Annotated in this window: 27 protein-coding genes; 11 read left to right on the forward strand and 16 right to left on the reverse strand. The window is 66.0% G+C overall.

The genetic code is table 11. The annotated features are described in order from the left end of the window. Nucleotides 1-23 precede the first annotated feature (23 nt). The 4 genes from A5724_RS29630 to A5724_RS29645 all read left to right on the forward strand — a co-directional run bounded on the left by A5724_RS29630 (nt 24) and on the right by A5724_RS29645 (nt 3,895). The gene (locus tag A5724_RS29630) at nt 24-1,070 is read left to right on the forward strand and encodes a branched-chain amino acid ABC transporter permease (protein ID WP_067810677.1); all 1,047 of its coding nucleotides are present in this window, start codon (nt 24-26) and stop codon (nt 1,068-1,070) included. A 104-nt stretch (nt 1,071-1,174) separates the two neighbouring features. After that, nucleotides 1,175-2,341, forward strand: a complete 1,167-nt coding sequence (locus A5724_RS29635; protein WP_067810853.1) for a branched-chain amino acid ABC transporter permease — start codon at nt 1,175-1,177, stop codon at nt 2,339-2,341. Continuing rightward, nucleotides 2,338-3,165, forward strand: coding sequence for an ABC transporter ATP-binding protein (locus A5724_RS29640; protein ID WP_067810680.1), 828 nt, complete (start codon nt 2,338-2,340; stop codon nt 3,163-3,165). The genes A5724_RS29635 and A5724_RS29640 overlap by 4 nt, the downstream gene beginning before the upstream one ends. Continuing rightward, on the forward strand, nt 3,149-3,895 hold the full coding sequence (locus tag A5724_RS29645) for an ABC transporter ATP-binding protein (RefSeq protein WP_067810682.1): 747 nt from the start codon (nt 3,149-3,151) through the stop codon (nt 3,893-3,895). Before A5724_RS29640 ends, A5724_RS29645 begins: the two co-directional genes overlap by 17 nt. A gap of 4 nt (nt 3,896-3,899) precedes the next feature. Here the strand turns inward: A5724_RS29645 and A5724_RS29650 are convergent, their stop codons facing one another. The 6 genes from A5724_RS29650 to A5724_RS29675 form a co-directional block, all read right to left on the reverse strand. Beyond that, nucleotides 3,900-4,127: a DUF167 domain-containing protein gene (locus A5724_RS29650; RefSeq protein WP_067810684.1), complete on the reverse strand. Its 228-nt coding sequence runs from the start codon at nt 4,125-4,127 to the stop codon at nt 3,900-3,902. Then, nucleotides 4,124-4,441, reverse strand: coding sequence for a hypothetical protein (locus tag A5724_RS29655; RefSeq protein ID WP_067810686.1), 318 nt, complete (start codon nt 4,439-4,441; stop codon nt 4,124-4,126). Before A5724_RS29655 ends, A5724_RS29650 begins: the two co-directional genes overlap by 4 nt. Then, nucleotides 4,438-5,127: a TIGR02206 family membrane protein gene (locus A5724_RS29660; RefSeq protein ID WP_067810689.1), complete on the reverse strand. Its 690-nt coding sequence runs from the start codon at nt 5,125-5,127 to the stop codon at nt 4,438-4,440. The genes A5724_RS29655 and A5724_RS29660 overlap by 4 nt, the downstream gene beginning before the upstream one ends. A 5-nt stretch (nt 5,128-5,132) precedes the next feature. Then, nucleotides 5,133-5,960, reverse strand: a complete 828-nt coding sequence (locus tag A5724_RS29665; RefSeq protein WP_067810692.1) for an SMP-30/gluconolactonase/LRE family protein — start codon at nt 5,958-5,960, stop codon at nt 5,133-5,135. An 81-nt stretch (nt 5,961-6,041) separates the two neighbouring features. Beyond that, nucleotides 6,042-7,238 carry a lipid-transfer protein gene (locus A5724_RS29670; protein WP_156752508.1) on the reverse strand — a complete coding sequence of 399 codons (1,197 nt, stop codon included), beginning with the start codon at nt 7,236-7,238 and terminating at the stop codon, nt 6,042-6,044. Then, entirely contained in the window at nt 7,231-7,671 is a 441-nt protein-coding gene (locus A5724_RS29675; RefSeq protein WP_067810695.1) for a Zn-ribbon domain-containing OB-fold protein, read from the reverse strand. The genes A5724_RS29670 and A5724_RS29675 overlap by 8 nt, the downstream gene beginning before the upstream one ends. A gap of 196 nt (nt 7,672-7,867) precedes the next feature. Between A5724_RS29675 and A5724_RS29680 the strand changes: the two genes are divergently transcribed. Together A5724_RS29680 and A5724_RS29685 are read left to right on the forward strand one after the other, a co-directional pair. Next, the gene (locus A5724_RS29680) at nt 7,868-8,242 is read left to right on the forward strand and encodes a hypothetical protein (protein ID WP_067810699.1); all 375 of its coding nucleotides are present in this window, start codon (nt 7,868-7,870) and stop codon (nt 8,240-8,242) included. A gap of 13 nt (nt 8,243-8,255) precedes the next feature. After that, complete coding sequence (locus tag A5724_RS29685; RefSeq protein WP_067810702.1) at nt 8,256-8,618, forward strand: hypothetical protein; 363 nt, start codon at nt 8,256-8,258, stop codon at nt 8,616-8,618. A gap of 64 nt (nt 8,619-8,682) precedes the next feature. Here A5724_RS29685 and A5724_RS29690 read toward each other — a convergent pair whose 3' ends face one another. Together A5724_RS29690 and A5724_RS29695 are read right to left on the reverse strand one after the other, a co-directional pair. Then, nucleotides 8,683-9,333 carry an alpha/beta fold hydrolase gene (locus A5724_RS29690; protein WP_067810705.1) on the reverse strand — a complete coding sequence of 217 codons (651 nt, stop codon included), beginning with the start codon at nt 9,331-9,333 and terminating at the stop codon, nt 8,683-8,685. A gap of 10 nt (nt 9,334-9,343) precedes the next feature. Then, nucleotides 9,344-10,432, reverse strand: a complete 1,089-nt coding sequence (locus A5724_RS29695; protein WP_067810709.1) for an FAD-dependent monooxygenase — start codon at nt 10,430-10,432, stop codon at nt 9,344-9,346. Between the two features lie 70 nt (nt 10,433-10,502). Here A5724_RS29695 and A5724_RS29700 point away from each other — a divergent pair, with 70 nt between their 5' ends. Both A5724_RS29700 and polA read left to right on the forward strand, forming a co-directional pair. Then, nucleotides 10,503-11,381, forward strand: coding sequence for a LysR family transcriptional regulator (locus A5724_RS29700; protein WP_067810712.1), 879 nt, complete (start codon nt 10,503-10,505; stop codon nt 11,379-11,381). Between the two features lie 105 nt (nt 11,382-11,486). Further along, a complete protein-coding gene (gene polA, locus A5724_RS29705) occupies nt 11,487-14,147 on the forward strand; it encodes a DNA polymerase I (protein WP_197518830.1) in 2,661 nt (886 codons plus the stop codon). Here the strand turns inward: polA and A5724_RS29710 are convergent. Continuing rightward, nucleotides 14,104-15,708, reverse strand: coding sequence for an adenylate/guanylate cyclase domain-containing protein (locus A5724_RS29710; RefSeq protein ID WP_067810717.1), 1,605 nt, complete (start codon nt 15,706-15,708; stop codon nt 14,104-14,106). The two genes, polA and A5724_RS29710, sit on opposite strands and share 44 nt — an antisense overlap. A gap of 32 nt (nt 15,709-15,740) precedes the next feature. Further along, nucleotides 15,741-16,901 carry a PrsW family intramembrane metalloprotease gene (locus tag A5724_RS29715; RefSeq protein WP_067810719.1) on the reverse strand — a complete coding sequence of 387 codons (1,161 nt, stop codon included), beginning with the start codon at nt 16,899-16,901 and terminating at the stop codon, nt 15,741-15,743. A gap of 182 nt (nt 16,902-17,083) precedes the next feature. On the opposite strand from A5724_RS29715, the gene rpsA reads away from it, so the two are divergent. Further along, the gene (rpsA, locus tag A5724_RS29720) at nt 17,084-18,529 is read left to right on the forward strand and encodes a 30S ribosomal protein S1 (RefSeq protein WP_067810721.1); all 1,446 of its coding nucleotides are present in this window, start codon (nt 17,084-17,086) and stop codon (nt 18,527-18,529) included. 12 nt (nt 18,530-18,541) lie between these two features. Further along, nucleotides 18,542-19,702 carry a dephospho-CoA kinase gene (coaE, locus tag A5724_RS29725; RefSeq protein ID WP_067810724.1) on the forward strand — a complete coding sequence of 387 codons (1,161 nt, stop codon included), beginning with the start codon at nt 18,542-18,544 and terminating at the stop codon, nt 19,700-19,702. Here the strand turns inward: coaE and A5724_RS29730 are convergent. The 6 genes from A5724_RS29730 to A5724_RS29755 form a co-directional block, all read right to left on the reverse strand. Further along, nucleotides 19,699-20,271, reverse strand: coding sequence for a hypothetical protein (locus tag A5724_RS29730; protein WP_067810727.1), 573 nt, complete (start codon nt 20,269-20,271; stop codon nt 19,699-19,701). The genes coaE and A5724_RS29730 overlap by 4 nt on opposite strands. Before the next feature lie 155 nt (nt 20,272-20,426). Continuing rightward, complete coding sequence (locus tag A5724_RS29735; protein WP_067810730.1) at nt 20,427-21,197, reverse strand: Fpg/Nei family DNA glycosylase; 771 nt, start codon at nt 21,195-21,197, stop codon at nt 20,427-20,429. Next, nucleotides 21,190-22,086, reverse strand: a complete 897-nt coding sequence (ligD, locus tag A5724_RS29740) for a non-homologous end-joining DNA ligase (RefSeq protein WP_067810733.1) — start codon at nt 22,084-22,086, stop codon at nt 21,190-21,192. The genes A5724_RS29735 and ligD (A5724_RS29740) overlap by 8 nt, the downstream gene beginning before the upstream one ends. Beyond that, entirely contained in the window at nt 22,086-23,030 is a 945-nt protein-coding gene (gene ligD, locus A5724_RS29745; RefSeq protein ID WP_067810735.1) for a non-homologous end-joining DNA ligase, read from the reverse strand. The genes ligD (A5724_RS29740) and ligD (A5724_RS29745) overlap by 1 nt, the downstream gene beginning before the upstream one ends. Before the next feature lie 70 nt (nt 23,031-23,100). Beyond that, on the reverse strand, nt 23,101-23,607 hold the full coding sequence (locus A5724_RS29750; RefSeq protein ID WP_082965346.1) for a DUF402 domain-containing protein: 507 nt from the start codon (nt 23,605-23,607) through the stop codon (nt 23,101-23,103). A gap of 25 nt (nt 23,608-23,632) precedes the next feature. Further along, on the reverse strand, nt 23,633-24,187 hold the full coding sequence (locus tag A5724_RS29755; RefSeq protein ID WP_082965351.1) for a TetR/AcrR family transcriptional regulator: 555 nt from the start codon (nt 24,185-24,187) through the stop codon (nt 23,633-23,635). A gap of 53 nt (nt 24,188-24,240) precedes the next feature. Here A5724_RS29755 and A5724_RS29760 point away from each other — a divergent pair, with 53 nt between their 5' ends. Next, a complete protein-coding gene (locus A5724_RS29760; protein ID WP_067810741.1) occupies nt 24,241-25,020 on the forward strand; it encodes a crotonase/enoyl-CoA hydratase family protein in 780 nt (259 codons plus the stop codon). Nucleotides 25,021-25,046 lie beyond the last annotated feature (26 nt).

The following is a 25,046-nucleotide window of genomic DNA, read 5'->3' on the forward strand; positions in this document are numbered from 1 at the left end:
CTGTCGCGAGGAGCTGCCCCCGGATGATCCACGAGTGCCTAGATCACGGGGCTCAATACGCCTGTCTGGCCGCCAACATCAACTTCAACCTGGAAGGCCTGCGAATCGGCTTCTGGCAGTTGACGATCGACGGTCTGTCCTGGGGGGCCATCTATGCGTTGGTGGCAGTCGGATACACGCTGGTGTTCGGCGTGCTGCGACTGATCAACTTCGCGCATTCCGAGATCTTCATGCTCGGCATGTTCGGCGCGTACTTCGCGCTCGACATGATCGTGGGCTTCACGCCGAGCGGCAACGCGTACAGCAAGGGCGTCGGGCTGACGATCCTGTATCTGGGCGTGGCGATGTTGTTCGCGATGCTCATCTCCGGTTCGGCGGCCGTAGGGCTGGAGTTCATCGCATATCGGCCGCTGCGAAAACGGGGCGCCCGGTCCCTGACATTCCTGATCACCGCAATCGGTATGTCGTTCGTGCTGCAGGAGTTTGTCCACTTCGTCTTGCCGAAGCTGCTGAAAGGATACGGCGGCAGCAACGCGCAGCAGCCGATCATTCTGGTGCAGCCCAAGACGCAGTTCACCGTCTTCGGTGCGACGGTTTCCAACATCACCATCGTGATCATCGTCGCTGCGCTGATCTTCGCCGTGCTGACCGATTTCGCGATCAACCGGACCAAGTTCGGCCGCGGTATTCGCGCGGTCGCCCAGGACCCGACGACCGCGACGCTGATGGGGGTGTCGCGCGAACGCATCATCATGACGACGTTTTTGATCGGCGGTCTGCTCGCGGGCGCGGCGGCGCTGCTCTACACGCTGAAAGTGCCGCAGGGCATCATCTACTCCGGCGGATTCCTATTGGGCATCAAGGCTTTCTCTGCTGCGGTGCTCGGCGGCATCGGCAACCTGCGGGGCGCGCTGCTCGGCGGTCTACTGCTCGGCATCATGGAGAACTACGGTCAGGCCGTGTTCGGCACGCAGTGGCGCGACGTCGTCGCGTTCGTGCTGCTGGTTCTGGTGCTGTTGTTCCGGCCGACGGGCATACTCGGTGAGAGCCTCGGGAAGGCACGCGCATGAAGGGCAAGCGAGGAGCCGAAGGCGGATCGCGCTTTAAGGCGAAGCGAGGAGCCGAAGGCGGATCGCGCTTTAAGGCGAAGCGAGGAGCCGAAGGCGGATCGCGCATTACGTCTGTGTTGGCCCCGGGCGACGGCCTGCGCAACTGGTGGGACGGATTGTCGCGGGCGCAGAAGTGGATTTTCGGCGCCCTGCTGTTCGGTGCACTCGCCCTGTTACCGCTCTACACGCCGCCGTTCTTCAACACACCGGGCATCAGCTTCGGCGGCACCATGGCGCAGTTCGCGATGGTGGCGATCATCGCGATCGGCCTCAATGTCGTCGTCGGCCAGGCTGGTCTGCTCGACTTGGGCTACGTCGGGTTCTACGCGGTCGGCGCGTACACGGTCGCCTTGCTCACCAGCCCGGACAGCCCGTGGAACAAGGTAGGGCCCGACGGTTGGTTCAGTGCGCCGTGGGCCTGGTTGGCGTGCGTGCCGCTGGCGATGGCTATGACGGCGCTGGCAGGTTTGATTCTCGGCACCCCGACGCTGCGGTTGCGCGGTGACTATCTGGCCATCGTGACGCTGGGCTTCGGCGAGATCATCCGACTGATGGCCGACAACCTTTCCGACATCACCAACGGCCCACGCGGTCTGAACGAGGTTGCCTACCCGCGGTTGGGGGAGAGCGAGAGGCTGCCCGAAGGCGTGTTCTCCAACGGCAACTCCACGGGCGCCGCCAACTACGGAACCTGGTGGTTCTGGCTCGGGCTGGTGCTGATAGTGGTGATTCTGCTGTTGGTCGGCAACCTGGAACGCAGCAGGGTAGGCCGCGCGTGGGTGGCGATCCGTGAGGACGAGGACGCCGCAGAAGTGATGGGCGTCAACACGTTCCGCTTCAAACTGTGGGCGTTCGTGATGGGTGCGGCGATTGGCGGGCTGTCCGGCGCGCTGTACGCGGGCCAGGTGCAGTACGTCGCGCCCCCGACGTTCAACATCATCAACTCGATGCTGTTCCTGTGTGCGGTGGTGCTCGGCGGCCAGGGCAACAAGTTGGGCGTGATCTTCGGCGCGTTCATCATCGTGTACCTGCCGAACCGGTTGCTCGGCGTGCACTTCCTCGGCATCAACCTCGGCGACTTGAAGTATTTGTTCTTCGGATTGGCGTTGGTGGTCATGATGATCTTCCGGCCGGAGGGGCTGTTCCCCGTCCGCCAGCAGTTGTTGGCGTATGGCAAGGCGGCACGAGAGTTGCTGAGAACCCCGCCCGGTGAGAAGGAGCCGGCCCAATGACGATCGAGGACCTGGCGGGCGTCCACCGCGAAATTCACGCCGCCGAAGGCGAAACACTCCTGGAGACACTGGAGTTGACCGTGAAATTCGGCGGTCTGGTCGCGCTTGATTCGGTCAGTTTCAACATCAAACGCGGTGAGATCCTCGGGCTGATCGGTCCGAACGGCGCGGGCAAGACCACCTGCTTCAACGCGATCACCGGGGTGTACCGCCCGAGTTCGGGCTCGGTGATCTTCGACGGGGCGCCGCTGGGGCGGATCAAACGTCACCAGATCACCCGCAAGGGCATCGCCCGCACCTTCCAGAACATCCGGTTGTGGGGCGAGATGACCGCGCTCGAAAACGTCGTCGTTGCAACCGATGCGCGGCACAAGACGTCGGTGCCCGGCGCGCTCGTGCGGACCCCGCGGCATCGGCGCGAAGAGAAGACCGCGATCGAACGCGCCGCGGCGCTACTGCACTTTGTCGGCATCGCCCATCGCGGCGAGGAGAAAGCCAAGAACCTGCCGTACGGCGACCAGCGCAGGCTCGAGATCGCCCGCGCTTTGGCCACCGAGCCCAAACTGCTGTGCCTCGACGAACCGGCCGCCGGGTTCAACCCGAGCGAGAAGGCGGCGCTGATCGAGTTGATCCGCAAGATCCGCGACGATGGCTACACCGTGCTGCTGATCGAACACGACATGCGGTTGGTGATGGGGGTGACTGACCGGATCGTGGTGCTCGAATTCGGGCGCAAGATCGCCGACGGCCTACCGCACGAGATCCGCGAAGACCCGAAGGTCATCGCCGCCTACCTGGGGGTGCCTGATGACACTATCCACTGAAACATCCCGCCCGGTGCTGCTGGAGGCGCGCGACGTCGTGGTGCACTATGGCCGCATCAAGGCGCTGCACGGCGTGTCCCTGGTGGTGCGTGAAGGCGAACTCGTCACGCTGCTCGGTTCGAACGGCGCGGGCAAAACCACGATGATGCGGGCCATTTCGGGCCTGCGGCCGCTCACCTCGGGCTCGGTGTGGTTCGACGGGCAGGACATCAGCCGGGTCAAGGCGCACAAGCGGGTGAGCGACGGGCTGATCCAGGCGCCGGAGGGCCGCGGCGTCTTTCCCGGTATGACCGTCACTGAGAACATCGAAATGGGTTGCTACGGGCGCAAATTCGGGTCCCGCGCCGAGCACAATGAGCGGCTCGACTGGGTGCTGGAGACATTCCCGAGGCTGGCCGAACGCAAGAATCAGGTCGGCGGCACGCTGTCCGGCGGCGAGCAGCAGATGCTGGCGATCGGGCGCGCGTTGATGGCCCGACCGAAGGTGCTGCTGCTCGACGAACCGTCGATGGGCCTGGCGCCGATGGTGATATCGCAGATCTTCAAGATCATCGCCGAGATCAACTCGCAGGGCACCACGGTGCTGTTGGTCGAGCAGAACGCGCAGCAGGCGCTCAGTAGGTCGGATCGGGCCTACATTCTGGAGACCGGCGAGATCACCAGGGAGGGCAACGCGCGAGACTTGCTGGACGACGACAGTATTCGCGCGGCGTACCTCGGCGTGGCCTAGCCGCTCACCGGGAGATACGAAACCGCTTCAGCCGGCCCGTCACACCGGACACCAGCTCGACGTTTCTGCGCGGAACGCCGAAATGCTCGGCGAGCAGTTTCGTCACGGCCTCGTTCGCCTTACCGTCGACCGCCCGCTCGCGGACATAGATGGTCAGCGCCTCGGGGGCGGTTTCGACGAGCGGGCCCTTCTTGCTGCCGGGTTTGACTCTGACGACAACGGTCTCGGTCACTGCCGGGCCGCGCGCGCTTCGAGTGCGTCCAGCACACCGACTTGCTCGGGCGGCACGCCGATGTGCATGACCACATCGTCACCGAGCGGCTCGAACTGGAACGTGAAGAAGGAGCAGCATTCGTTCTCGCGGCGGGCCAGGTCTCGTGCGGGTGCCTCGACGATGCGCCGCAGGACCAACTCCAAAAGCGTGGGCGCGCGGCGGTCGGCGCGCACGACGAACGTGAACAGCTCATCGAACTCCGCGACCCGCAGCGGACGGTCGCTCGTCGGCAGCGTGCACGCGTCCGGCGCCCAATCCTCGGGGACCGTCATGATCTGAGGCTAACTCGATGCACCCAGGGCCAGGTCATCAACGCCCACACGAGCGCCACCAGCGTCCCGGCGACGAAGATGTACCACGGCCATGGGCCCATCACGTCCAGCAGCGACGACGTGGACGGCTTGTGGTTGAGGAAGCCGTAATTGGTTCCCGCGAGGCGGTTGAACACAAAAGTCACCGTCGCCCACACCAGCGTGACAGCGGCGGCGAACCGGTAGCTGTGCCAATCCGGGCGCATCCCGCGGCCCCAGGTGAGATAGATGGCCGCCCAGACCACCAACAGGTGAATCGCCCAGAACGCCAGAAACTGATAGTGCGGAAAGTCGGGGCTCTGCAGCGCAGGCGAGATCAACGCCTGGGTGCTCAACACCAGGCCCCAGTAGTAGGTCAACACATAAGCCCACTGCTTACGTGACCATAGCGCATACGCGGCGACCATGGTCGCCAGGTCGGTCAACTGCAGCGGCACCGAGTCCAGCGTCGGCGGACTCAGCACGTAGATCAGGATCGCCGCATAGATCAGCGCCGTCACCGCGCCCAGCACGCGGCCGAGTCGGCGCGCCTGCTGCTCGGTCTGCCTGCGCCCCAGCCACACCAACAGCACAACGCCGAGCACAAACACCGCAATGACGACCCAATGTGACGGGCCGTAGGCCGTGAATTTCCCTGCCGCGAGCATCGCGTTCAGGGTGAGCAGGCGCCTGGCACGTCGACGCGCGCCTGCATGATCCAACCGGTGGACTCACCCTTCACGAGTCCCTCGACCGTCGTGTCGTCGATCACCATGTACAGCGTGCGCCCGTCTGCGCCGCCGAGGGCGGGCGCGACCGCCCAACCACGCGCGATCCCGACCCGATGAGTTATGTTGCCGCCGGCGGTGATTCGGAGAAACTCGCCGGAGTCGTAGCAGCCGACCCACACTGCGCCCTCGACATCGACGCAAAGACCGTCAGGATGGCGCTGCGCGCCGAGGTCCGCGAACACCGCCGGGTCGCCGAGGCCGCCGTCGGCCTCGACGGGGAAGGCGAGAATCCGTGAGCCGCCCGTCTCGCTGACGACGAGCGTCGCGCCATCGGGCAACTGCCCGATGCCGTTGGGCACCGTCATCCCAGACGCGACGACCCTCACCTGGCCGCCGGCGTCGAGCAGGCCGATACCGCCCTGCGCCGCGTACAGGTCGACGTATCCGCGACCGTCGGGCGTGATCAGCAGGTCGTTGGTCATCCCCGCGACGCCACTGAGGTCGTACGTGGCGACGATCCGGCCGTCCGGATCGACGTGGTAGACCTTCGCGTCGAACAGCGTTGACACCACCAGCGTTCCGTCGGGCAGCCAGCCCAGGCCCGACGCCCGCGGTACCTCGGCCTCGGCGCGCAGATCGCCTGAATCACCGGCGGAGTACACCTTTCCCGCCGGTCCGTCAGTGAACCAAAGCCGCCCGTCGTGCCATCGAGGTCCTTCGCCGTAGACGATTCCGTCTACGAAGGGGAGCGGTTCGATGACGTGTGTCATTGCCTCACATGCTCGCCGAACGTGAGCTTGCGTGTCAGATTTCTCGAAAATCTCGATCAGAAGTTCACTTTCGGGTGCAGGCTAGCGGGCGACGATCACCGAAGACCCGTGCCCGAACAGACCCTGATTTGCGGTGACGCCGACGGTGGCGCCCTCGACCTGGCGACCGGTGGCCTGACCCTTCAGTTGCCACGTCAGCTCGCACACCTGGGCGATTGCCTGCGCAGGGATCGCCTCCCCGAAACAGGCCAACCCTCCCGACGCGTTGACTGGGATGCGGCCCCCGACCGCTGTTGCGCCACTACGCAACAACTGTTCGGCCTCGCCCTTGGGACACAGGCCGAGGTGCTCATACCAGTCGAGTTCCAACGCGGTGGACAGGTCGTAGACCTCCGCCAACGAGAGGTCCTCGGGGCCGATGCCTGCCTCGGTGTAAGCGGCGTCGAGGATCTGATCCTTGAACACGCGCTCCGGCGCGGCCACTACGGCGGTGGAATCCGTTGCGATATCCGGCAATTCGGGCAGGTGCTGTGGGTACTTCGGCGTCACCGTCGACACCGCGCGCACCGACGGCACACCCTCGAGCGAACCCAGGTGTTTCCTGGTGAACTCCGCGCTGGCCACGATCAACGCGGCCGCGCCGTCCGACGTCGCGCAAATGTCAAGCAGCCGTAGCGGATCCGAAACGACCGGGCTGGCCAGCACGTCCTCGACGGAGGCTTCCTTGCGGTAGCGCGCGTTCGGATTGTTCAGTCCGTGCCGCGAGTTCTTCACCTTCACCGCCGCGAAGTCCTCGAGCGTCGCGCCGTAGAGATCCATCCGGCGACGGGCCAGTAGCGCGAAGTACACGGTGTTGGTCGCACCGATCAGATGGAACCGTTGCCAGTCGGGATCGTTCTTGCGCTCGCCACCGACCGGCGCAAAGAATCCCTTCGGTGTGGTGTCGGCGCCGATCACCAACGCGACGTCACAGAAGCCGGCCAGGATCTGGGCGCGGGCGCTCTGCAACGCCTGAGATCCGCTGGCGCAGGCGGCATATGACGATGACACCGGCACACCGTTCCAGCCCAACTTCTGCGCGAACGTCGACCCGGCGACGAAGCCGGGGTAGCCGTTGCGGATCGTGTCCGCGCCGGCGACCAGTTGGATCTGTCGCCAGTCCAGGCCCGCCTCGGCCAGTGCGGCCCGCGCGGCCACTACGCCGTATTCGGTGAAATCGCGTCCCCACTTGCCCCACGGGTGCATGCCCGCGCCGAGGATGTAAAGCGGCTCAGGCATCAGCGATCCTCCATGCGTGCACGACCCGTTCGACCCCGTCGTCGTCGACGAACAACGCCATGGTGGCAAGTTCCATCTCCATGCCGACCTTCAGGTCGGCCGCGAGCGTGCCCTCCACCACCTTGCCGAGCACGATCAGGCCCTCGTCGGCCAGTTGCACGGCGGCCACGGCGAACGGTTCGAACGGATCCGGCGACGGATACGGCGGCGGCGGGGCGTACCGGTTCTCGGTGTAGCTCCACAGCGTGCCGCGCCGCGAGAGCGGCACCTGCGCAAGCTCGTCGCCGTCACAAGCGGGGTTGGGACAGTTGTTGGCCCGTGGCGGAAAGACGTAGGTGCCGCACAGATGACACTTGCCGCCAATCAAATATGGCTGGCCAGACGCGTCGGTGGCGAACCACCCGTCGATCGCGGGCTGCGTGGAAGCTGACACCCGGTCAGCGTACCGAGTTACGACGCAAAACTGAAACGTGTTCCAGTTCCGACAGATGGGGTAGTCGACTATCCCACCCTTGGCAGCCCGCGTCGCTGACGATTTCTCTGGACTTGGGATCGGTAGTCCCGGCCACCGTCTGTACTGACCGCATATCCGCGACCGAAATGGCCGCCTGAAAGATTCGGAGACATCGATGGGACTGTTCGACAAGGCAAAGAAGGCAGCGCAGCAGGCGCTCGCGCAGCCGCAGCAGGGCGACGGCATGGTGCACGTCAAGGGTGCAGGCGCAATGATGAACCCGGCCATGTTCGGCGGCCCGTCGACGCAGTCGGTGGCCACGGACGACCCGATCTGGCGGCCCATCAACGGTATTTCGCTACAGGACTACGCCGATCTGGCCCGTCAGGCGCAGGCCCGCAAAATCAACAACGAGGCGGACATGATCACGCTGGCGCGTGAGCGCGGGTGGGACCCCGCGGACACCAAGGCCGCGCTCGACGGCTGGGTGCAGCGGATGGGCCAGTCGATGGCCGTCGGTCAGCAGTTCCGCAAGTTGCTCGGCTACTGACGGGGACGAATCGATGCCCAACCCGTTCAAGGACTGGGCGCGGATGTACGGCGCCAACAAGCAGTACCTGGAATCACAGGGTCGTCCGTCGTCGTTCCTCGGCCAGATCGCCGACATTCCCAACCGGATTCATGAAACGGCCGACGCCAGCGAGCTCGGCGTCAAGATGATCCGGCACGCGCAGTTGATGAACGGCGCCGGCCTACCTGCCACCGTCACCGTCGACGGCGTGTGGCAGGTCGGCTCGTATCTGAACACGTCGCCGGTGGTGCGGATGCAGGTGCGGGTCGAGCGCGCCGACGGCACGCCGCCCTACGGCGCGGTCTTCGACGACGTGTCGCGGATATGCACATGGCCCGAATACAGCCGGGCGTAACACTCGCGGTGTACGTCGATCCGCAGGATCCCTTCGACATGACGGTCGACTGGATCCGCACCGGTCAGCTGTAGTCGAGCAGGATTCGCAGCAGATCGTCGGGGCAGTCGCGCATCAGGTTGTGCGCGCCGTCGAGCAGGTGTGTCGTCCACGAGGGGCCGGTGCGCACCCGCGCGAGCGTTGCGGCGAACGGCGATTCGCCATCCCACTGGTTGGCGTACACGTAGGCGCGCCGGTGAGACGGAGACAACTCGCCGCTGAGTCGGACCGGTTGCATCAGCGACGCGAGCGGATGCGCGGTGGCCCGCGAATCGAAGAACGCCAGCGACGGCACGCCGTATCCCGTGTCGTCGACGGCGGCATACCACGCCCGCTGCTCGTCAGTCGTGAGCGTCCAGCACGACTCACCGTCGCGGGGCACGAACGCATCCAGATAAACCAGCGAGTTCACTTGCTGCGGAACGCGATCCGCTACCGAGGTGATGACCGTGCCGCCATAGCTGTGTCCCACGAGCACCGCGTCGGTGACGTCGTGCACGGCCAGTTCCGCCAGCACGTCGGCGATGTGCGTCTCGAGGTTCACCCCCGCGTGCAGCAGGTGGGCCCGTTCGGCGATACCCGTGAGCGTAATGGCCAGCACCCGATGTCCATGCGAGCGCAGCGCGGTGGCCAGCTCATCGAAGCACCATGCGCCGTGACATGCTCCGGGAACCATCACTAGGTCGTCATGTCCGCGCCGTATCTGCTCGAGTGTCCTTGCGGTACTTGCCTGTTACCCGCGCCAGGTCCTCCGGTCGCTGGGTGGTGTCGGTGGTGTGCAGTTCGCGATTGGCCGTTAATACGTCGGCGGTCTGGGTGCGACGAATCTGCTCGTAGGCCAAAAGCCCACCGTCGAAGTCGCGGGCCAACTCGTCGGCCAACACCCGCGCATCGACGATCGCCTGCGAACCACCATTGGCGCCAACGGGATACATCGGATGTGCGGCGTCACCGAGAAGGGTCACCTGGCCCTGCCCCCACCACGGCAGCACGTCTCGGTCGACCATCGGATACTCGAGCACCGGGTCTGTGCGTCGCACCAGGTCGGCGGCGTCCAGAAAGCCGAGACGCCAGTGTTCGAGGTGCTCGAGGATTGTGGAACGGTCGCCGGGTCGGTTCCACTTCGCGTCGCCGGGCAGCGGTCCTGGCTTGCTCTGCGGCATCATCAACACCCAGTTGATCAAGCCGCCCGACGCCGTCGGCGTCCTTGATTCACCTGGCGCCGCGCCCCGAAACATCCGAGTCCCTGACCACAACAGCGGGTCCCGCCGGGGGTGCAGTTGTGCGCGCACCGTTGAATGGATGCCATCCGCGCCGACAAGCGCACTGGCCGTGAATTCACCCGCCGACGTGCTGACCCGCACACCGTCCGCCGTTTCCGTGAAACCGTTCACCGCAGCGCCGGTGCGAACTGCACTGTTGCCCAATCGTTCTCGCAGCGCCGACAGCAACATCATCTGCAACGAGCCGCGGTGCACCGAGTACTGCGGATAGCCGTACCCGCCGTCGATTCCGCGCGGCTCGCGGAACAACAGCTCACCGTCGGTGTCGTAGTAAGTAATCGAGGTGGGCGCGACGGCGCGCCGCTCGAGTTCGTCGCCGAGGCCGAGTCCGTTGAGCACGCTGACCGCGTGCGGCAGCAAGTTGATCCCCACGCCCAGCGGCCGCGACTGCGACGCGCGTTCGAAGACCGTCGATCGGATTCCGCGTGCGTGCAGCGTCAGCGCGGCGGTCAGCCCGCCGATGCCGCCGCCGGCAATCAATACGTCAGTCATGCTGCCAGGCTGGCCGCGCCCATTCTATAAGTCCAATATCAATCTGAGCCAGAAACTATAATCATCGCTTATGGAACTGCGGCAACTCGAGTATCTCGTCGCGGTCGCTGACGAAGCCAACTTCACCCGCGCCGCCGCACGCGTCCACGTCGCCCAGCCCGCTGTCAGCGCCCAGATTCAACGGATGGAGCGCGAGCTGGGCCAACCGCTGCTCGACCGGTCGCGGCGCACGGTGACGTTGACCGCCGCCGGAGAGGCGGCGCTGCCGTACGCCAGGGCGGCGCTTGCGGCCGTCACCGACATCCGGGTCGCCATCGACGAGGTGACCCGGTTGGTCCGCGGCAGCGTCACCATCGGCACCGTCACATCGCACAACGTCGACCTGCCGTCGCTGCTGGCAGATTTCCACGCCGAGCATCCGAACGTCGAAATCACCCTCGGCACAGCAGGTTCCGACGAACTGATCGACAACTTACGCACCGGGCAGTTGGACGCGGCGATCGTCTCCGTCGGTCCCGACGAACAGCCGGAAGGGCTGGACATCGAGGTTGTCACCGACGAGCCGATCGTGGCCGCGGTGTGTCACACCGACGATTTGGCGGCACGCACGACCGTGCGGCTCAAAGATCTGGCGCACCGCCAGCTCATCGCGCTGCCCGCCGGGGCGGGCATTCGGCATCAGTTCGACGTCGCGTGCGCCAACGCAGGGGTGACGCCGAGGATCGCGTTCGAGGCAAGCACCCCGCTCGCGCTCGCTGAGCTGGCCGAGCGCGGGCTGGGTGTGGCGATCGTGCCCGCCTCGGTGCCGCGGGACCGCGACGGGCTGCATGCCCTGCCGATCGTTCCGGAACTGCGCGGCCGGTTGGTGCTGGCATGGCGGTCGGGCGGTCCGATGAGCCCGGCGGCGCGCGTACTGGTGGAGAAGGCGCGGCGGCTTCTACTCACCTAGCTGCTCGCTGTCGGCGGCGGTGCATAGAGTAGGGCCGTGAGCCCAGCCAGTACCGCCACCGACAAGAAGACGGCGTCCGCGGGCGCCGACCAGAAGCCCACTTTGATGCTGCTGGACGGCAATTCGCTGGCGTACCGGGCCTTCTACGCGCTGCCCGCGGAGAACTTCAAAACGCAGGGCGGGTTGACCACCAACGCGGTCTACGGCTTCACCGCGATGCTGATCAATCTGCTGCGCGACGAGCAGCCATCGCACGTCGCCGCCGCCTTCGATGTCTCCCGGCAGACCTTCCGCGTCGAGAAATACCCGGAGTACAAGGCAGGCCGGTCGTCCACTCCCGACGAGTTCCGCGGCCAGATCGACATCACCAAAGAGGTGCTGGTCGCGCTCGGCATCACCGTGCTGGCCGAACCCGGATTCGAGGCCGACGACATCATCGCCACCCTCGCCACCCAGGCCCAGGACGAGGGCTACCGGGTGCTGGTCGTCACCGGTGACCGGGACTCCCTGCAACTGGTCAGCGATGACGTCACGGTGCTGTACCCCCGCAAGGGCGTCAGCGAGCTGACCCGGTTCACCCCGGAGGCGGTGCTCGACAAGTACGGGTTGACCCCGCAGCAGTATCCGGACTTCGCGGCACTGCGCGGAGACCCCAGCGACAACCTGCCCGGCATCCCGGGCGTGGGGGAGAAGACCGCAACCAAGTGGATCGCCGAGTACGGGTCGCTACAGGCGCTTGTCGACCAGGTCGACACTGTCAAGGGCAAGGTCGGCGATGCGCTTCGGGCGCATCTGTCCAGCGTGGTGCTCAACCGTGAGCTCACCGACCTGGTCAAGGATGTGCCGTTGGCGCAGACACCGGACACGCTGCGGATGCAACCGTGGAACCGCGACCAGATTCACCGCCTGTTCGACGACCTGGAGTTCCGGGTCCTGCGCGACCGGCTGTTCGACACTCTGGCCTCGGCCGATCCGGAGGTCGACCAGGGCTTCGACGTCAAGGGCGGAATGCTGGAGGCCGGCGAACTTGCGGGCTGGCTTGCCGAACACACCACAGGCAAGCGGTCCGGCATGGCGGTCGTCGGCACACACCTGGCCTTCGACGCTGACGCCACCGCCCTGGCCATCGTCGCCGCGGACGGCGACGGCCGCTATCTCGACACCGCCACCCTGCACCCCGACGACGAGGCCGCGCTGGCGAAGTGGCTGGCCGACCCGGACCAGCCGAAGGCGCTGCACGAGGCCAAGCTGGCGATGCACGATCTCGAGGGGCGCGGGTGGAAGCTGGCGGGCGTCACCTCCGACACCGCGCTGGCGGCTTATCTGGTCCGCCCCGGGCAGCGCAGCTTCGCGCTCGACGATCTGTCGCTTCGCTACCTGAAACGCGAGCTGCGCGCGGATAACCCCGAGCAGCAACAGCTTTCGCTGCTCGACGACAGCGACGGCGTCGACGATCAGGCCGTTCAAACCGTCATCCTGCGGGCCAGCGCGGTGATGGATCTGGCCGATGCGCTCGACGAGGAACTGGCCCGGATGGAGTGCTCGTCGCTGCTCGGCGACATGGAATTGCCGGTCCAGCGGGCGCTCGCCGAGATGGAATCAGCGGGTATCGCCGTCGACCTCAAGCAATTGGGTGAGCTGCAGAGCGAGTTCGCGGACCTGATTCGTGACGCGGCGGAGGCGGCGTATGCCGTGATCGGCAAGCAGATCAACCTCGGGTCGCCGAAGCAGCTGCAGGTGGTGCTGTTCGACGAGCTGGAGATGCCGAAGACCAAGCGCACGAAGACCGGTTACACCACGGACGCCGACGCGCTGCAGTCGCTGTTCGACAAGACCGGCCACCCGTTCCTGCAGCACCTGCTGGCCCATCGCGACGCCACCAGGCTCAAGGTCACCGTCGACGGGCTGATCAACTCAGTGGCCTCCGACGGTCGGATCCACACCACGTTCAACCAGACCATCGCGGCCACCGGACGGTTGTCCTCCACGGAGCCGAACCTGCAGAACATTCCGATCCGCACCGAGGCGGGCCGCCGCATCCGGGACGCGTTCGTGGTCGGCAAGGGCTACCACGAGTTGATGACGGCCGACTACAGCCAGATCGAGATGCGGATCATGGCGCACCTGTCGAAGGACGCCGGCCTGATCGAGGCGTTCAACACCGGTGAGGACCTGCACTCGTTCGTCGCTTCCAGGGCTTTCTCGGTGCCCATCGACGAGGTCACCGCCGAACTGCGGCGCCGCGTCAAGGCGATGTCGTACGGCCTGGCCTACGGACTGAGCGCGTATGGACTTGCCGCGCAACTGAAGATCTCCACCGAAGAGGCCAAGGTGCAGATGGAGCAGTACTTCGACCGCTTCGGTGGGGTGCGCGATTATCTGCGTGACGTGGTCGACCAGGCGCGCAAGGACGGCTACACCTCGACGGTGTTCGGCAGGCGGCGTTATCTGCCCGAGCTGGACAGCAGCAACCGCAACGTCCGCGAGGCCGCCGAACGCGCGGCGCTCAACGCGCCCATTCAGGGCAGCGCCGCCGACATCATCAAGGTCGCGATGATCAACGTCGACAAGGCGCTCAAGGAGTCGGGCCTCAAGTCGCGCATGCTGCTGCAGGTGCACGACGAACTGCTGTTCGAGGTCGCCGAGGGTGAGCACGACGACCTCGAGAAGCTGGTGCGCGAGCAGATGGGCAATGCCTATCCGCTGGACGTGCCGCTCGAGGTCAGCGTGGGCTTCGGACGAAGCTGGGATGCGGCGGCGCACTGAGCGACGCCTCCCGTCGCCCGGCGGCCAGCGCCAAGTGAGCGAGGCTGCGTAGCAGCCACGGGGTATGTCGGGCTACCGCCGCAACGGCGCGGTCCGACCGGCGCATCGTGGAATGCGCGCTGGGAGTGGGCCGCGACGCCAGTTCCGCCTCAGGAGATTCCCGTACGCCATCGTTGCGATCAACGGCCAGCAATTGCCATGTGCCGGGGATACCGCGCAATTCGGCAGTGCCGCGATCCCGGAAACTGGTCCCCGAGCCGACGACCAGGTCGCGAACCGTGCGGGAGACGAGGATCTCGCTGGCACCGGCGTTGCCCAGTATCCGAGCGGCAATATGAACCGCGATTCCTCCGATGTCGCCCTCGAACAGTTCGCATTCGCCGGTGTGGATGCCCGCGCGGATCTCGATGCCGAGAGTCTCGGCCTCGGCGCGCACCGCCTCGGCGCAGTGGATCGCTTGAGTCGGACCATCGAACGTCATGAGGTGACCGTCGCCGGTGCTTTTCACCACTGTGCCGCCGAAGCGTGCGGCCAGTTCAGTGGCGATGTCGTCGAAGCGCTGCAACACCGCTCGCCACCGTCCATCGCCGCGCGCGACGGCATGTTGGGTCGAGGCGACCATGTCGGTGAACAGCACGGTGCGCAGGGCGCGGTGCGCGTGCGCCGGAGCGGCATGGGTGCCGGTCAGGAACTCCTCGAGTGCCGACAGGATCCGGTCGGGCTCGGTGAACCAGGGAGCGTGGTCAATGCCCTCGACCTCCAGCAGGCGGGCGCCGGGGATGTGATCGGCGAGGTAGCGACCGCACTGCACCGGCACCCCCGGGTCGTGGGTGGCGTGAATGATGAGCGACGGGGCGGTCACCGTCGGCAGGATCGGTCGAATATCGATGCGAAGCAGGGATTCGAGCGCGGCTCGGACCATCCCGGGGCTCGCGCTCATCCGCTCGAACATCGCCAGTTGACGCACCGACTTGATCGATGGGAATGCGGTGCCTGCGGTTCGGCCGTCGCCCCAGCTCGACGTGGCCGCGCGTCCGAACTCCTGGACGCGCGCGATCTGCGCAACCGTCGGGATGTACTCCTTGCTCAGGTCTTCGTCCGCCGCGGCAATCAGCCGCCGATGCACCTCGACCGGGTCGCGGTGCAGATCGTCCCACTCGGTGGCCATGAACGGATACGAGCCGTAGACGACCAGCGCTCGGGTCCGCTCGGGTCGTTTGGCCGCGAAGACCACTGATGCGGTGCCGCCCTCGCTCATCCCGAAGACGACGGCCGATTCGAAGCCGACGGCGTCCATGACGGCTTCGATCTCGTCGGCCCGCTCGTCGAGCGTCCGGACCCTCGGAATCGGGTCGGATAACCCCAGTCCGGCCTTGTCGAACACCGCGATTCGACAAAACGCGCCCAACTGTTCGAAGAACGACTTGTATTCGGGCAGCAACCAGAACAGCTCGATGTGGCCGACCAATGGCCCGACGAACACGAGCTGGACCGGCCCGTCGCCGAAAATCTGATACGCCAGACTGAGGTCACCGCAGGGTGCGTAGAGCGTGTCCCCCACGAATCGAGCGTAACTGACGTCGGCGCTTATTCTCAGCGGTTGACGTACCCGGCGAGCGCCTGCAGGACCGGCGCCGCCGCCCGGGCCGCGTACAGGCGGTAGGCCTCCTCGTTCTGCAGTTCGAACACCCGCTGGTCACCGAAGCCGCGATCGATCCGGTCCCGCACGAAGGCCAGCTCCACCACCTGGTGTGCGAATCGTTTGGCCGCCTTACCCGCGGGCCTTCCGCCCAGTCGGGTCGCCTCGGCGACCGCGGCCTTGCGGGCTTGCAGCGAGCCGAGCCAGGTGGCCTCGTTCGGGCTCACCACACCGGCCGCCACCATTCCCGGCAGCTTGGCGGCGGTGACCCGCTGCTCGCGGCGTCTGCTCTGCACGCCGAGCACGATCACCAGCACGAAGATCGGCATCATCCAGAACAGGTAGATCCCGAAGTAGGCGCCCGCGCCGATCAGCGACGACCCGTTCCACAGCCCGTGCATGAACACCGCCGCGAGGTAGCCGAGCGCGATGCAACCGATTCTGGTCACGGTGTTGCGCCGCTGCAGCGCGAAGTAGACGCCGATGCCGAACATCGTGGTGAACAACGAATGCGCGAACGGACCCATGATCAGCCGTATCGCTGCGGTGAGCAGCGAATCACCGACCGAGGCACCGCCCGAGATGTAGAGGATGTCCTCCAGCCAGGCGAAGCCCGCGCCGACCAGGCCGGCGTAGACCAGGCAATCGGTCAGCGAATTCAACTCATTGCGGCGCCTGCCGGTCATCATGAGCAACAGGAACAACCCCTTGGCCGCCTCCTCGGTCAGCGGCGCCCCGAGGACCACGGAAAACGGGCTGATGTGCTCGGGATCGCCCGGGTTGATCGCCGCCTCGGCGACGATCTGGATCACCGACGCCAGCACCACCGCGACGGATGCCCCCCACAGAAACGCAAAGACGAGCAACCGCGGCGGCTCGGGTTCCCACCGGTCAAGCCAAATGTAGGCCAGCACGACGACGGTCATCGTGATGCTGGACAGCGTGAACCCGATGGCGGTTCCGACCGGGTTGACCGCGGTCAGGCCGATCACGATCAGTCCGGCGACGGTGCCGAGCAGGATGATCACGGCCAGCGGCGCGCCGACCTTGCGCATCTTGCGCCGAAAAGGGGGAGGAAACGCTCGCGGTGGGGGCGGTGCGCCTGCGTAGGACACCTGAGCAGCGTAGCCGTGCGGTGATCATGACTGGCCCACTCTGGAGACCGGGTTTGTCCAGCATGTACACAGTCGAGTAACCTCGACAGGTACCCGGCTGTGGTTTTGCGATCTCTGCTGCGGGTGCACAAAACAAAAGTCCTATGTCCCTACGATCAAACCTGTCCGGAGCAACCCACCACATGCCAAGTCCCTCCGTCACCTCGCCACAAGTAGCCGTCAACGACATTGGCTCGAGCGAGGACTTTCTCGCCGCCATCGACAAAACCATCAAATACTTCAACGATGGCGACATCGTCGAGGGAACCATCGTCAAGGTTGACCGTGACGAGGTCCTACTCGACATCGGTTACAAGACCGAAGGCGTCATCCCTTCCCGTGAGCTCTCCATCAAGCACGACGTCGACCCCAACGAGGTCGTCTCCGTCGGCGATGAGGTCGAAGCTCTGGTCCTCACCAAGGAGGACAAGGAAGGCCGCCTGATTCTGTCCAAGAAGCGCGCTCAGTACGAGCGGGCCTGGGGCACCATCGAAGAGCTCAAAGAGAAGGACGAGGCCGTCAAGGGCACCGTCATCGAGGTCGTCAAGGGCGGCCTGATCCTCGACATCGGCCTGCGCGGCTTCCTGCCCGCGTCGCTGGTCGAGATGCGTCGCGTCCGCGATCTGCAGCCGTACATCGGCAAGGAGATCGAGGCCAAGATCATCGAGTTGGACAAGAACCGCAACAACGTGGTGCTCTCCCGCCGCGCCTGGCTGGAGCAGACCCAGTCCGAGGTGCGCAGCGAGTTCCTCAACCAGCTGCAGAAGGGCGCCATCCGCAAGGGTGTCGTGTCCTCGATCGTCAACTTCGGCGCGTTCGTCGATCTCGGCGGCGTCGACGGCCTGGTGCACGTCTCCGAGCTGTCCTGGAAGCACATCGACCACCCGTCCGAGGTCGTCCAGGTGGGCGACGAGGTCACCGTCGAGGTGCTCGACGTCGACATGGACCGCGAGCGGGTTTCGTTGTCGCTCAAGGCCACTCAGGAAGACCCGTGGCGCCACTTCGCCCGCACCCACGCGATCGGCCAGATCGTGCCCGGCAAGGTCACCAAGCTGGTGCCGTTCGGCGCGTTCGTCCGCGTCGAGGAGGGCATCGAGGGCCTCGTGCACATCTCGGAGCTGTCCGAGCGTCACGTCGAGGTCCCGGATCAGGTGGTCCAGGTCGGCGACGACGCGATGGTCAAGGTCATCGACATCGACCTGGAGCGGCGCCGCATCTCGCTGAGCCTCAAGCAGGCCAACGAGGACTACACCGAGGAGTTCGACCCGTCGAAGTACGGCATGGCCGACAGCTACGACGAGCAGGGCAACTACATCTTCCCCGAGGGCTTCGACGCCGAGACCAACGAATGGCTCGAGGGCTTCGAGAAACAGCGTGAAGAGTGGGAGTCCCGCTACGCCGAGGCCGAGCGCCGGCACAAGATGCACACCGCGCAGATGGAGAAGTTCGCCGCTGCCGAGGCCGAAGAGGCAGCACGGCCGTCGTCTGCAAACGGCGCTTCGCGCGGCGACGAGCCGGCAGCGGGTGGCTCGCTGGCCAGCGACGCCCAGTTGGCGGCGCTGCGGGAGAAGCTGGCCGGCAGCGCCTAACTGGCCTGCTGGATGCTTCGCATCGGCCTGACCGGCGGTATCGGCGCCGGTAAATCGACGGTGTCCGCCGCATTCGCGGAATGCGGCGGCATCATCGTCGACGGCGATGTCATCGCGCGCGAGGTCGTCGAACCCGGCACCGAGGGGCTGGCCGCACTGGTCGACGCGTTCGGCAAGGACATCCTGCGGCCGGACGGTGCGCTCAACCGACCCGCGCTGGCGGCAAGGGCGTTCGTCGACGACGAGAAGCGCGCGAAGCTGAACGGCATCGTGCATCCGCTGGTCGCCCGTCGGCGCGAGGAGATCCTCGACGCAGTGCACGAGGACGCAGTGGTCGTGGAGGATATCCCGCTGCTGGTGGAAACCGGTCTGGCGCCGTTGTTTCCGCTCGTAGTGGTGGTCAGCGCCGACGAGGAAACCCGGGTCGAGCGGCTGATCAAGCGCGGAATGGACGAGGCCGACGCCCGCGCCCGCATCAAAGCCCAGGCCCCCGAGGAGCAGCGGCGTGCGATTGCCGATGTGCTGCTGGACAATTCGGGTTCCGCGGGCGAATTGGTGGAGAGAGCCCGCGACCTCTGGCACCAGCGCGTGCTGCCCTTGGCACACAACATTCGCACGCGGCAGTGCGCGCCACGGGTCTACCAACTGGTGCCGTACGACCCGGCGTGGCCCGACGACGCCCGACGGATCGGCAAGCGCCTCGAAATGGCTTGTGGCGCAAAGGCGTTACGGATAGATCACATCGGCTCCACCGCGGTACCCGGAATGGACGCCAAGGATGTGATCGACATGCAGATCACCGTCGCCTCGCTCGATGTCGCCGACGAGATCGACGACCCGCTGACGAAGGTCGGCTTTCCGCGCATCGAGCACATCACCGTCGACACCCCGCACACCGAGGATGACTCCGTGTGGCGCAAGCGGATTCACTGCGCGGCCGATCCCGGCAGGCCCGCCAACATTCACATCAGGGTCGACGGCTGGCCCGGACAACGGTTCGCGCTGGTGTTCCGGGACTGGCTGGCCGCCAACCCCGGCGTGCAGCAGGAGTATCTGGCCGCCAAGCGCCGCGCGCTGGCGGCCCCTGACTACGCCGAGGCCAAGGAACCATGGTTCGCCGACGTGTACGGCCGCGCCTTGCAATGGGCCGACGCGACCGGGTGGCGGCCCTAGGCGGCAGCAGGCGGGGGAGCCGCGGCAGGCGGAGCAGCCGGTTGCGGTGCCGCCGATTCGACGCCGGCTACCGGTATGTCGAGTGGTGCGCCGCACTGCAGCACACCGTACAGGGGATCGTCTTTCGGGTGGAACAACCGCGGTGCGATGAACTGATCGGCCTGGGCGATGATCTGGTCGTCGACGAGGATCTCACAGTGCAGATTCGACCCGTAGGGCCATTGGATCGACACCTCCATGCCGGCCTGCTTGGGGTCGTCGAGCACGGTGTTCACCTCGAACGTCTGCCCCGGCAGTAGCGTCGGCGTCTCGCTGTTGACGTTGTGATCGTCCATTTTGTACGCGACCACCGCGCCCCGCGACGTCCCGGTGGCGCGGGCCCGGTAGGTGATGTTGTGCTTCAACCCGTCGCCGGGTGCGGGTTGCACCTGGTCGACGGGCGCGGGCGGCGCATCGGTCTGAGGCCCAGGACCCGGATCGGCGACTGCCGTTGCCGGACCCAACTGCGAGTAGGCGCCGACGATCGCGGCGGCCGCAAGCACCCGCCATCCGCGCGTGGTCGAACTCATGACAGCCGACCTTACCGTCGTCGGCTGATTTACAGCGACGTCGATACCGGTCGACCACGGCCGAACAGCGTGATCCCGACTCGCGGACCTGCGGTTATGTGCCATCACAAGATCATCGCGCACGACCGGACGAGCGTTACCCCAGGTCCCCGCTGCTATGGGTGCTGACAGTTGGGGCACCACACTGTGGTCCGGCCCGCGATCCGGTTTCGCCGCAATCGGGTGTGACAGCGCGGACAGGCCGGATCCGGGTGGTCCCGGACACGAGTGAGCCACCGGGGCAATCCGGGCACCCGCCCATGCGGGACCGCTGTCCGCAGCACGCTCTTCATCGCCTTGTGCAGGCGTGGCGCCTCGACGGCGCTGACAGCACACCCGGGGTACACCTTGACTCGCCAGCAGATTTCGTCGACAAGCAGATTGCCGAGACCCGCGATCACCGACTGATCCATCAACGTTGGTTTCAGCGCTCCGCGTCGACCCTCCAACGCGTTGCGGAACGACACCAGATCGAGTCCGAGCGCGTCAGGTCCCTGCTTGCCCATCACTTCGTCTGTCGCGTCCCGGTCGGGGGCCAGCCAGATCCCGCGCAGTTTCCGCAGATCGGCATACCGCAATTCGCCACGGTCCAAACTGATCACGAGTCGTTCGTAGCCCTTCTCGTCCGCGCCGTCGACAGCGAAATACGGTTGCCCGGTCATCCCGCTGTGAACAAGCAACACAGGACCGTCCGTCGGCAAGATCAGCCACTTGCCATGGCGTGCTGGTTCACCGAACGTGTGCTTCACCAAATTGCGTGTCAGTGCACGCGCGGTGGTGTTGCGCAGCACGCCGGCGTCGCGTACGTCGACAGCCTGTATCCGACGCCCAGGCAGCTCATCGGCCAGCGCGCGGCGGAACCCCTCGACATCGGGCAACTCAGGCACGGAGCTTGACCAGACGTTCCGCCGGACGGGTCAACGAGCGGGCGTGCTTGCGCATGTCCGCCCACGGGTCTCCCTGCGTCGCAACACGTTTCAAGACATCACGCAGGCCAAAGCCGTCGGACCGCAGTCCACGCCCCTTGAGTTCGTCCCACTCCAGTGGAGTGGCGACGGGAGCACCGCGGCGTGCCCGCACGCTGTACGGGGCCGCGGCGGTCTGTGCGTACGCATTGCGCATCACGTCAACGTAGATCCGGTCGCCGCGCTTGTCTTTGCGCTGCTCGACGGTCCGGTGCGCGGGATCGTCCGCTGCGATGATCTCGGCGACGTCGCGGGCGAACTGCCTGACAGTGTCGAAGTCCGGTCCGCGGGTCAGCGGCGCGACGATATGCAGTCCCCGCGATCCGGTGGTCTTCAGATACGCCGCAAGGCCGAGGCCGCGCAGCACGTCTGCAGTGGCCTGGGCGGCGGCGCGCACCGGCGCGAAGTCTTCAGTTGACGGATCCAGATCGAAGATGACCTGATCCGGCTCGTCGAGCCGGTCGCACCGCGACAACCACGCATGCACGATGAGGCAGTTCTGATTGGCCAGCCACACCAAGGCGTCGCGGCGATCGACGACGGGGTGCACGACCCTGCCGCCCTCCTTCGTGACCTCTGCAGAGCCCATCCACTCGGGCAGCGTTTCGGAGAAGTCCTGTTGCACGAAGCCGCGTTGACTGATGCCACGGGGGTACCGCCAGAGCGTGAGCGGCCTGTCCTTCAGATGCGGCACCATCACGTCGGCTATTTCGGCGTAATAGTCGACCACGTCGCCCTTGGTGATGCCGTCGTCGGGGAACACGACGCGGTCCGGATGCGTGATCTTGACGGTTCTGGATTTCGAAACCATCAGTGCGTCTCCCTCACCACGTCGTCGGGGCTCTTGTCCGTGCGCAGCCCGAGATACCGGGGGTGGCGCAGCTTGCCGTCACGGGTCCATTCGCCGAATGCCACCTGAGCCACCAGTTGCGGTCGCACCCAGCGCACTGTCGGCTCGCGCACCGACCCTCTCGTGATCGGTGGTGTCGAAAGTTCGGTGCCCGCCAACTGGTCGCGCAAGCTGCGCAGGGTCACGTCGTCGAACCCGGAGCCGACCTTGCCCGCATAGACCAGCTCATGGCCGTCGTAGTAGCCGAGCAACAGCGCGCCCAGCCCCACCCTGGCGCCCTTCGGGGCGGTGTACCCGACGACCACGAACTCCTGATCCCGGGTGCACTTGAACTTCAACCAGTGACGTGAACGGCCGCCCTCGTACGCCGATTCAGCCAACTTGGCGATCACGCCTTCGTCGCCGCGTTCGCAAGCGGCGCGATACGCCGATTCACCGTCCCTGACTCGATGGGTGGTGAAGCGCAGGGCACCGTCGTACCTGAAGCTGTTGCGCAACAAGCGTTTACGCGACAACAGCGGGCGATCAGTGATATCTTGACCGTCCAGATTCAGCAGGTCGAACGCGTAGTAGAAGACAGGAATGCCCGACGCCTCGGCCAGGATGGGGTCCGTGATGCCTGAGCGGCCCTGCAGTCGCGCGAAGCTCGTCCGTCGTCCCTCGAAGGCGACGATTTCGCCATCCATGACGAATTGAGCCGGCGCCTGCCCGGCAAGTGCTTCGACGATCTCCGGATAGGTTTTGTTCAGCGACAGGCGGTTTCGCGATAGCAGCCGTATTTGTCCGTGGTCCCGGAAGACAAGCCCACGCACGCCATCTAGCTTGCGCTCGAAAATCCAGTCGGGGGCGGAGAACCGCTCGTCGGTGAGGGTCGCAAGGGTAGGGGACTGCCAGTCCGGAACCATCACGACAACTCGTCGAGTGCGCGGTATTCCTTCTGCGTCATCTCCACGGCATACCCGCCGCGGAAGAGGGCTATGCCGGGCGCCAGGTGAGCGACATTCCGCTGTCGGACAGCCAACGGTTCAAGTCGTAGTCATGCCGGGACAACCCGTCGATGGCGGACACTGCGGTCTGCACGGCCTGCTCGCCGGTCTCGGGCGACAGCAGACCATGGCGGACGGCGGTCAGCAGTTCGTCCACGTCAGACAGCTTCACGCCTTTGCCGGTGCGGACGATGAGGTCGAGGTAGTGGTCCTCGGCGTGCCAGGCGTCGGGACCGGCCGTATAGCGGCCGACGTCGAGGTAGTAGTCCTGGTCGAGTTCGTAGCCGGGGTTGAAGTGGAACACCGTCGCGCGCAGGTTCAGCGACGGCAGCAGCCATGACTCCATGTAGTGGAACTGCGCGCGGCCAGGCGTCGGCCGCGCCATGTACAGACCCCATGGCTCGACGGTGTAGACGTCGACTGCCCGCACGATGCCCTTCGGATCGGTGTTGGTGCGGGCGGCTAGATCGAATGTCTCGTGCTTGGGTGCGTGAATAGGGTCAGCATAGGCCGCTACGGAGTCAGCGATCGTGCCAGGAGATCGCGGTGCGCAGAGTCGCCTCCAACGCGCGATGCACGTCGCGCAGCGGCCGGATGTCGTGGCGGGCCCGGCACATCAGGATGGCGCCTTCGATGCCCGCGACGACGAGCGTGGCTAACCGTCGGGCGTCGGTGCGGCCGACGCCCGCGCCGAGCAGCGCGTGGGCGATCAGATCCTGCCAACGCGCGAACGCCGCAGCAGCCGCCGCCGTCGCCGTCGTCCCCGCGTCGGCCTCGGCGGCGACAGCAACAACCGGACATCCGGCCCGAAAGTTGCTCTGCTCGAGCACCTCTCGCCACGTGTCCACGAAGATGCCGAGCGTGACGACGGGGTCACCCTGCTCGACCGCACGGGCGATTCGGCGCTCGATGACGCCGGATGCCCAGTCCACCGTGTCGGCGGCCAACTGCTCTTTGCCACCGGGGAAGTGGTGATAGATCGAGCCGCGCGGCGCGCCGCTGTGCTCGATGACGTCTCGAAAACCCGTGCCGCTGTAGCCGTTCTCTCGGAACAGCAAAGCGGCACTGTGGATCATTCGGGTTCGACTGTCACTGGATATGACGATCATCATAGTCTACCGTCAGCTCTATGCCAACTGTCATAGTCGAACCCCGAGACCATGTTCTGCACATGGGGCTGAACCGGCCGGCAAAGCGAAACGCATTCAACGTCGAGATGTTGGAGGATCTCGGACGCGCCTACGAACGCCTCGAACGCGACGACGACCTACGCGCGGGGGTGCTGTACGCCGAAGGGGACAACTTCACCGCAGGCCTCGATCTCGCCGACGTGGCGCCCCGCCTGATGAACGGGTCACTGGACTGGCCCGAAGACGCGCGCAACCCATGGCGCAACGACGGCCGGCCGTGGGCGAAGCCGGTGGTGGCCGCCGCGCACGGCTGGTGCATGACCCTCGGTATCGAACTGCTCCTGGCGGCCGACATCCGCATCGCGGCCACCGACGCCCGCTTCGCCCAACTCGAGGTTCAGCGCGGTATCTATCCGTTCGGCGGCGCCACCACCCGGCTGCCCCGCGATGCCGGCTGGGGCAATGCGATGCGCTGGTTGCTGACCGGAGACGAATTCGACGCCGCCGAGGCCCTGCGGATCGGCCTGGTGCAGGAAGTCGTCGCCCCCGGCGAGCAGGTCGACCGTGCGGTTGAACTCGCCGGACGGATCGCCTCGCGGTCGGCGCCGCTGGCGGTGCGCACCACGCTCGCCGCCGCGCAGCGCGCCAACCGGGAGGGCGAGCAGGCGGCCGAAGACCGCCTCACCGAAGATGTGCTCGCGCTGTTGGGGACCGCCGACGGCGCAGAGGGCGTGCAGGCCTTCATCGAGCGACGTCAACCGCGGTTCGTGGGGGCCTGATCGGCGGGAACATCCGATGTCGGTCC

It is taken from the genome of Mycobacterium sp. ACS1612 (assembly GCF_001667505.1).
In the GTDB taxonomy this organism is placed as follows: Bacteria; Actinomycetota; Actinomycetes; order Mycobacteriales; family Mycobacteriaceae; genus Mycobacterium.

What these genes read in the sequence shown, in the direction of transcription:
- coaE (WP_067810724.1), top strand. Translation starts at nt 18,542, where the DNA reads ATGCTTCGCATCGGCCTGACCGGCGGTATCGGCGCCGGTAAATCGACG.
- A5724_RS29730 (WP_067810727.1), bottom strand. Translation starts at nt 20,271, where the DNA reads ATGAGTTCGACCACGCGCGGATGGCGGGTGCTTGCGGCCGCCGCGATC.
- A5724_RS29640 (WP_067810680.1), top strand. Translation starts at nt 2,338, where the DNA reads ATGACGATCGAGGACCTGGCGGGCGTCCACCGCGAAATTCACGCCGCC.
- A5724_RS29670 (WP_156752508.1), bottom strand. Translation starts at nt 7,238, where the DNA reads ATGCCTGAGCCGCTTTACATCCTCGGCGCGGGCATGCACCCGTGGGGC.
- rpsA (WP_067810721.1), top strand. Translation starts at nt 17,084, where the DNA reads ATGCCAAGTCCCTCCGTCACCTCGCCACAAGTAGCCGTCAACGACATT.
- A5724_RS29760 (WP_067810741.1), top strand. Translation starts at nt 24,241, where the DNA reads ATGCCAACTGTCATAGTCGAACCCCGAGACCATGTTCTGCACATGGGG.
- ligD (WP_067810735.1), bottom strand. Translation starts at nt 23,030, where the DNA reads ATGGTTCCGGACTGGCAGTCCCCTACCCTTGCGACCCTCACCGACGAG.
- A5724_RS29755 (WP_082965351.1), bottom strand. Translation starts at nt 24,187, where the DNA reads ATGATCCACAGTGCCGCTTTGCTGTTCCGAGAGAACGGCTACAGCGGC.
- A5724_RS29690 (WP_067810705.1), bottom strand. Translation starts at nt 9,333, where the DNA reads ATGGTTCCCGGAGCATGTCACGGCGCATGGTGCTTCGATGAGCTGGCC.
- A5724_RS29655 (WP_067810686.1), bottom strand. Translation starts at nt 4,441, where the DNA reads ATGACGGTCCCCGAGGATTGGGCGCCGGACGCGTGCACGCTGCCGACG.
- A5724_RS29630 (WP_067810677.1), top strand. Translation starts at nt 24, where the DNA reads ATGATCCACGAGTGCCTAGATCACGGGGCTCAATACGCCTGTCTGGCC.
- A5724_RS29680 (WP_067810699.1), top strand. Translation starts at nt 7,868, where the DNA reads ATGGGACTGTTCGACAAGGCAAAGAAGGCAGCGCAGCAGGCGCTCGCG.
- polA (WP_197518830.1), top strand. Translation starts at nt 11,487, where the DNA reads ATGCTGCTGGACGGCAATTCGCTGGCGTACCGGGCCTTCTACGCGCTG.
- A5724_RS29645 (WP_067810682.1), top strand. Translation starts at nt 3,149, where the DNA reads ATGACACTATCCACTGAAACATCCCGCCCGGTGCTGCTGGAGGCGCGC.
- A5724_RS29660 (WP_067810689.1), bottom strand. Translation starts at nt 5,127, where the DNA reads ATGCTCGCGGCAGGGAAATTCACGGCCTACGGCCCGTCACATTGGGTC.
- ligD (WP_067810733.1), bottom strand. Translation starts at nt 22,086, where the DNA reads ATGGTTTCGAAATCCAGAACCGTCAAGATCACGCATCCGGACCGCGTC.
- A5724_RS29685 (WP_067810702.1), top strand. Translation starts at nt 8,256, where the DNA reads ATGCCCAACCCGTTCAAGGACTGGGCGCGGATGTACGGCGCCAACAAG.
- A5724_RS29700 (WP_067810712.1), top strand. Translation starts at nt 10,503, where the DNA reads ATGGAACTGCGGCAACTCGAGTATCTCGTCGCGGTCGCTGACGAAGCC.
- A5724_RS29695 (WP_067810709.1), bottom strand. Translation starts at nt 10,432, where the DNA reads ATGACTGACGTATTGATTGCCGGCGGCGGCATCGGCGGGCTGACCGCC.
- A5724_RS29665 (WP_067810692.1), bottom strand. Translation starts at nt 5,960, where the DNA reads ATGACACACGTCATCGAACCGCTCCCCTTCGTAGACGGAATCGTCTAC.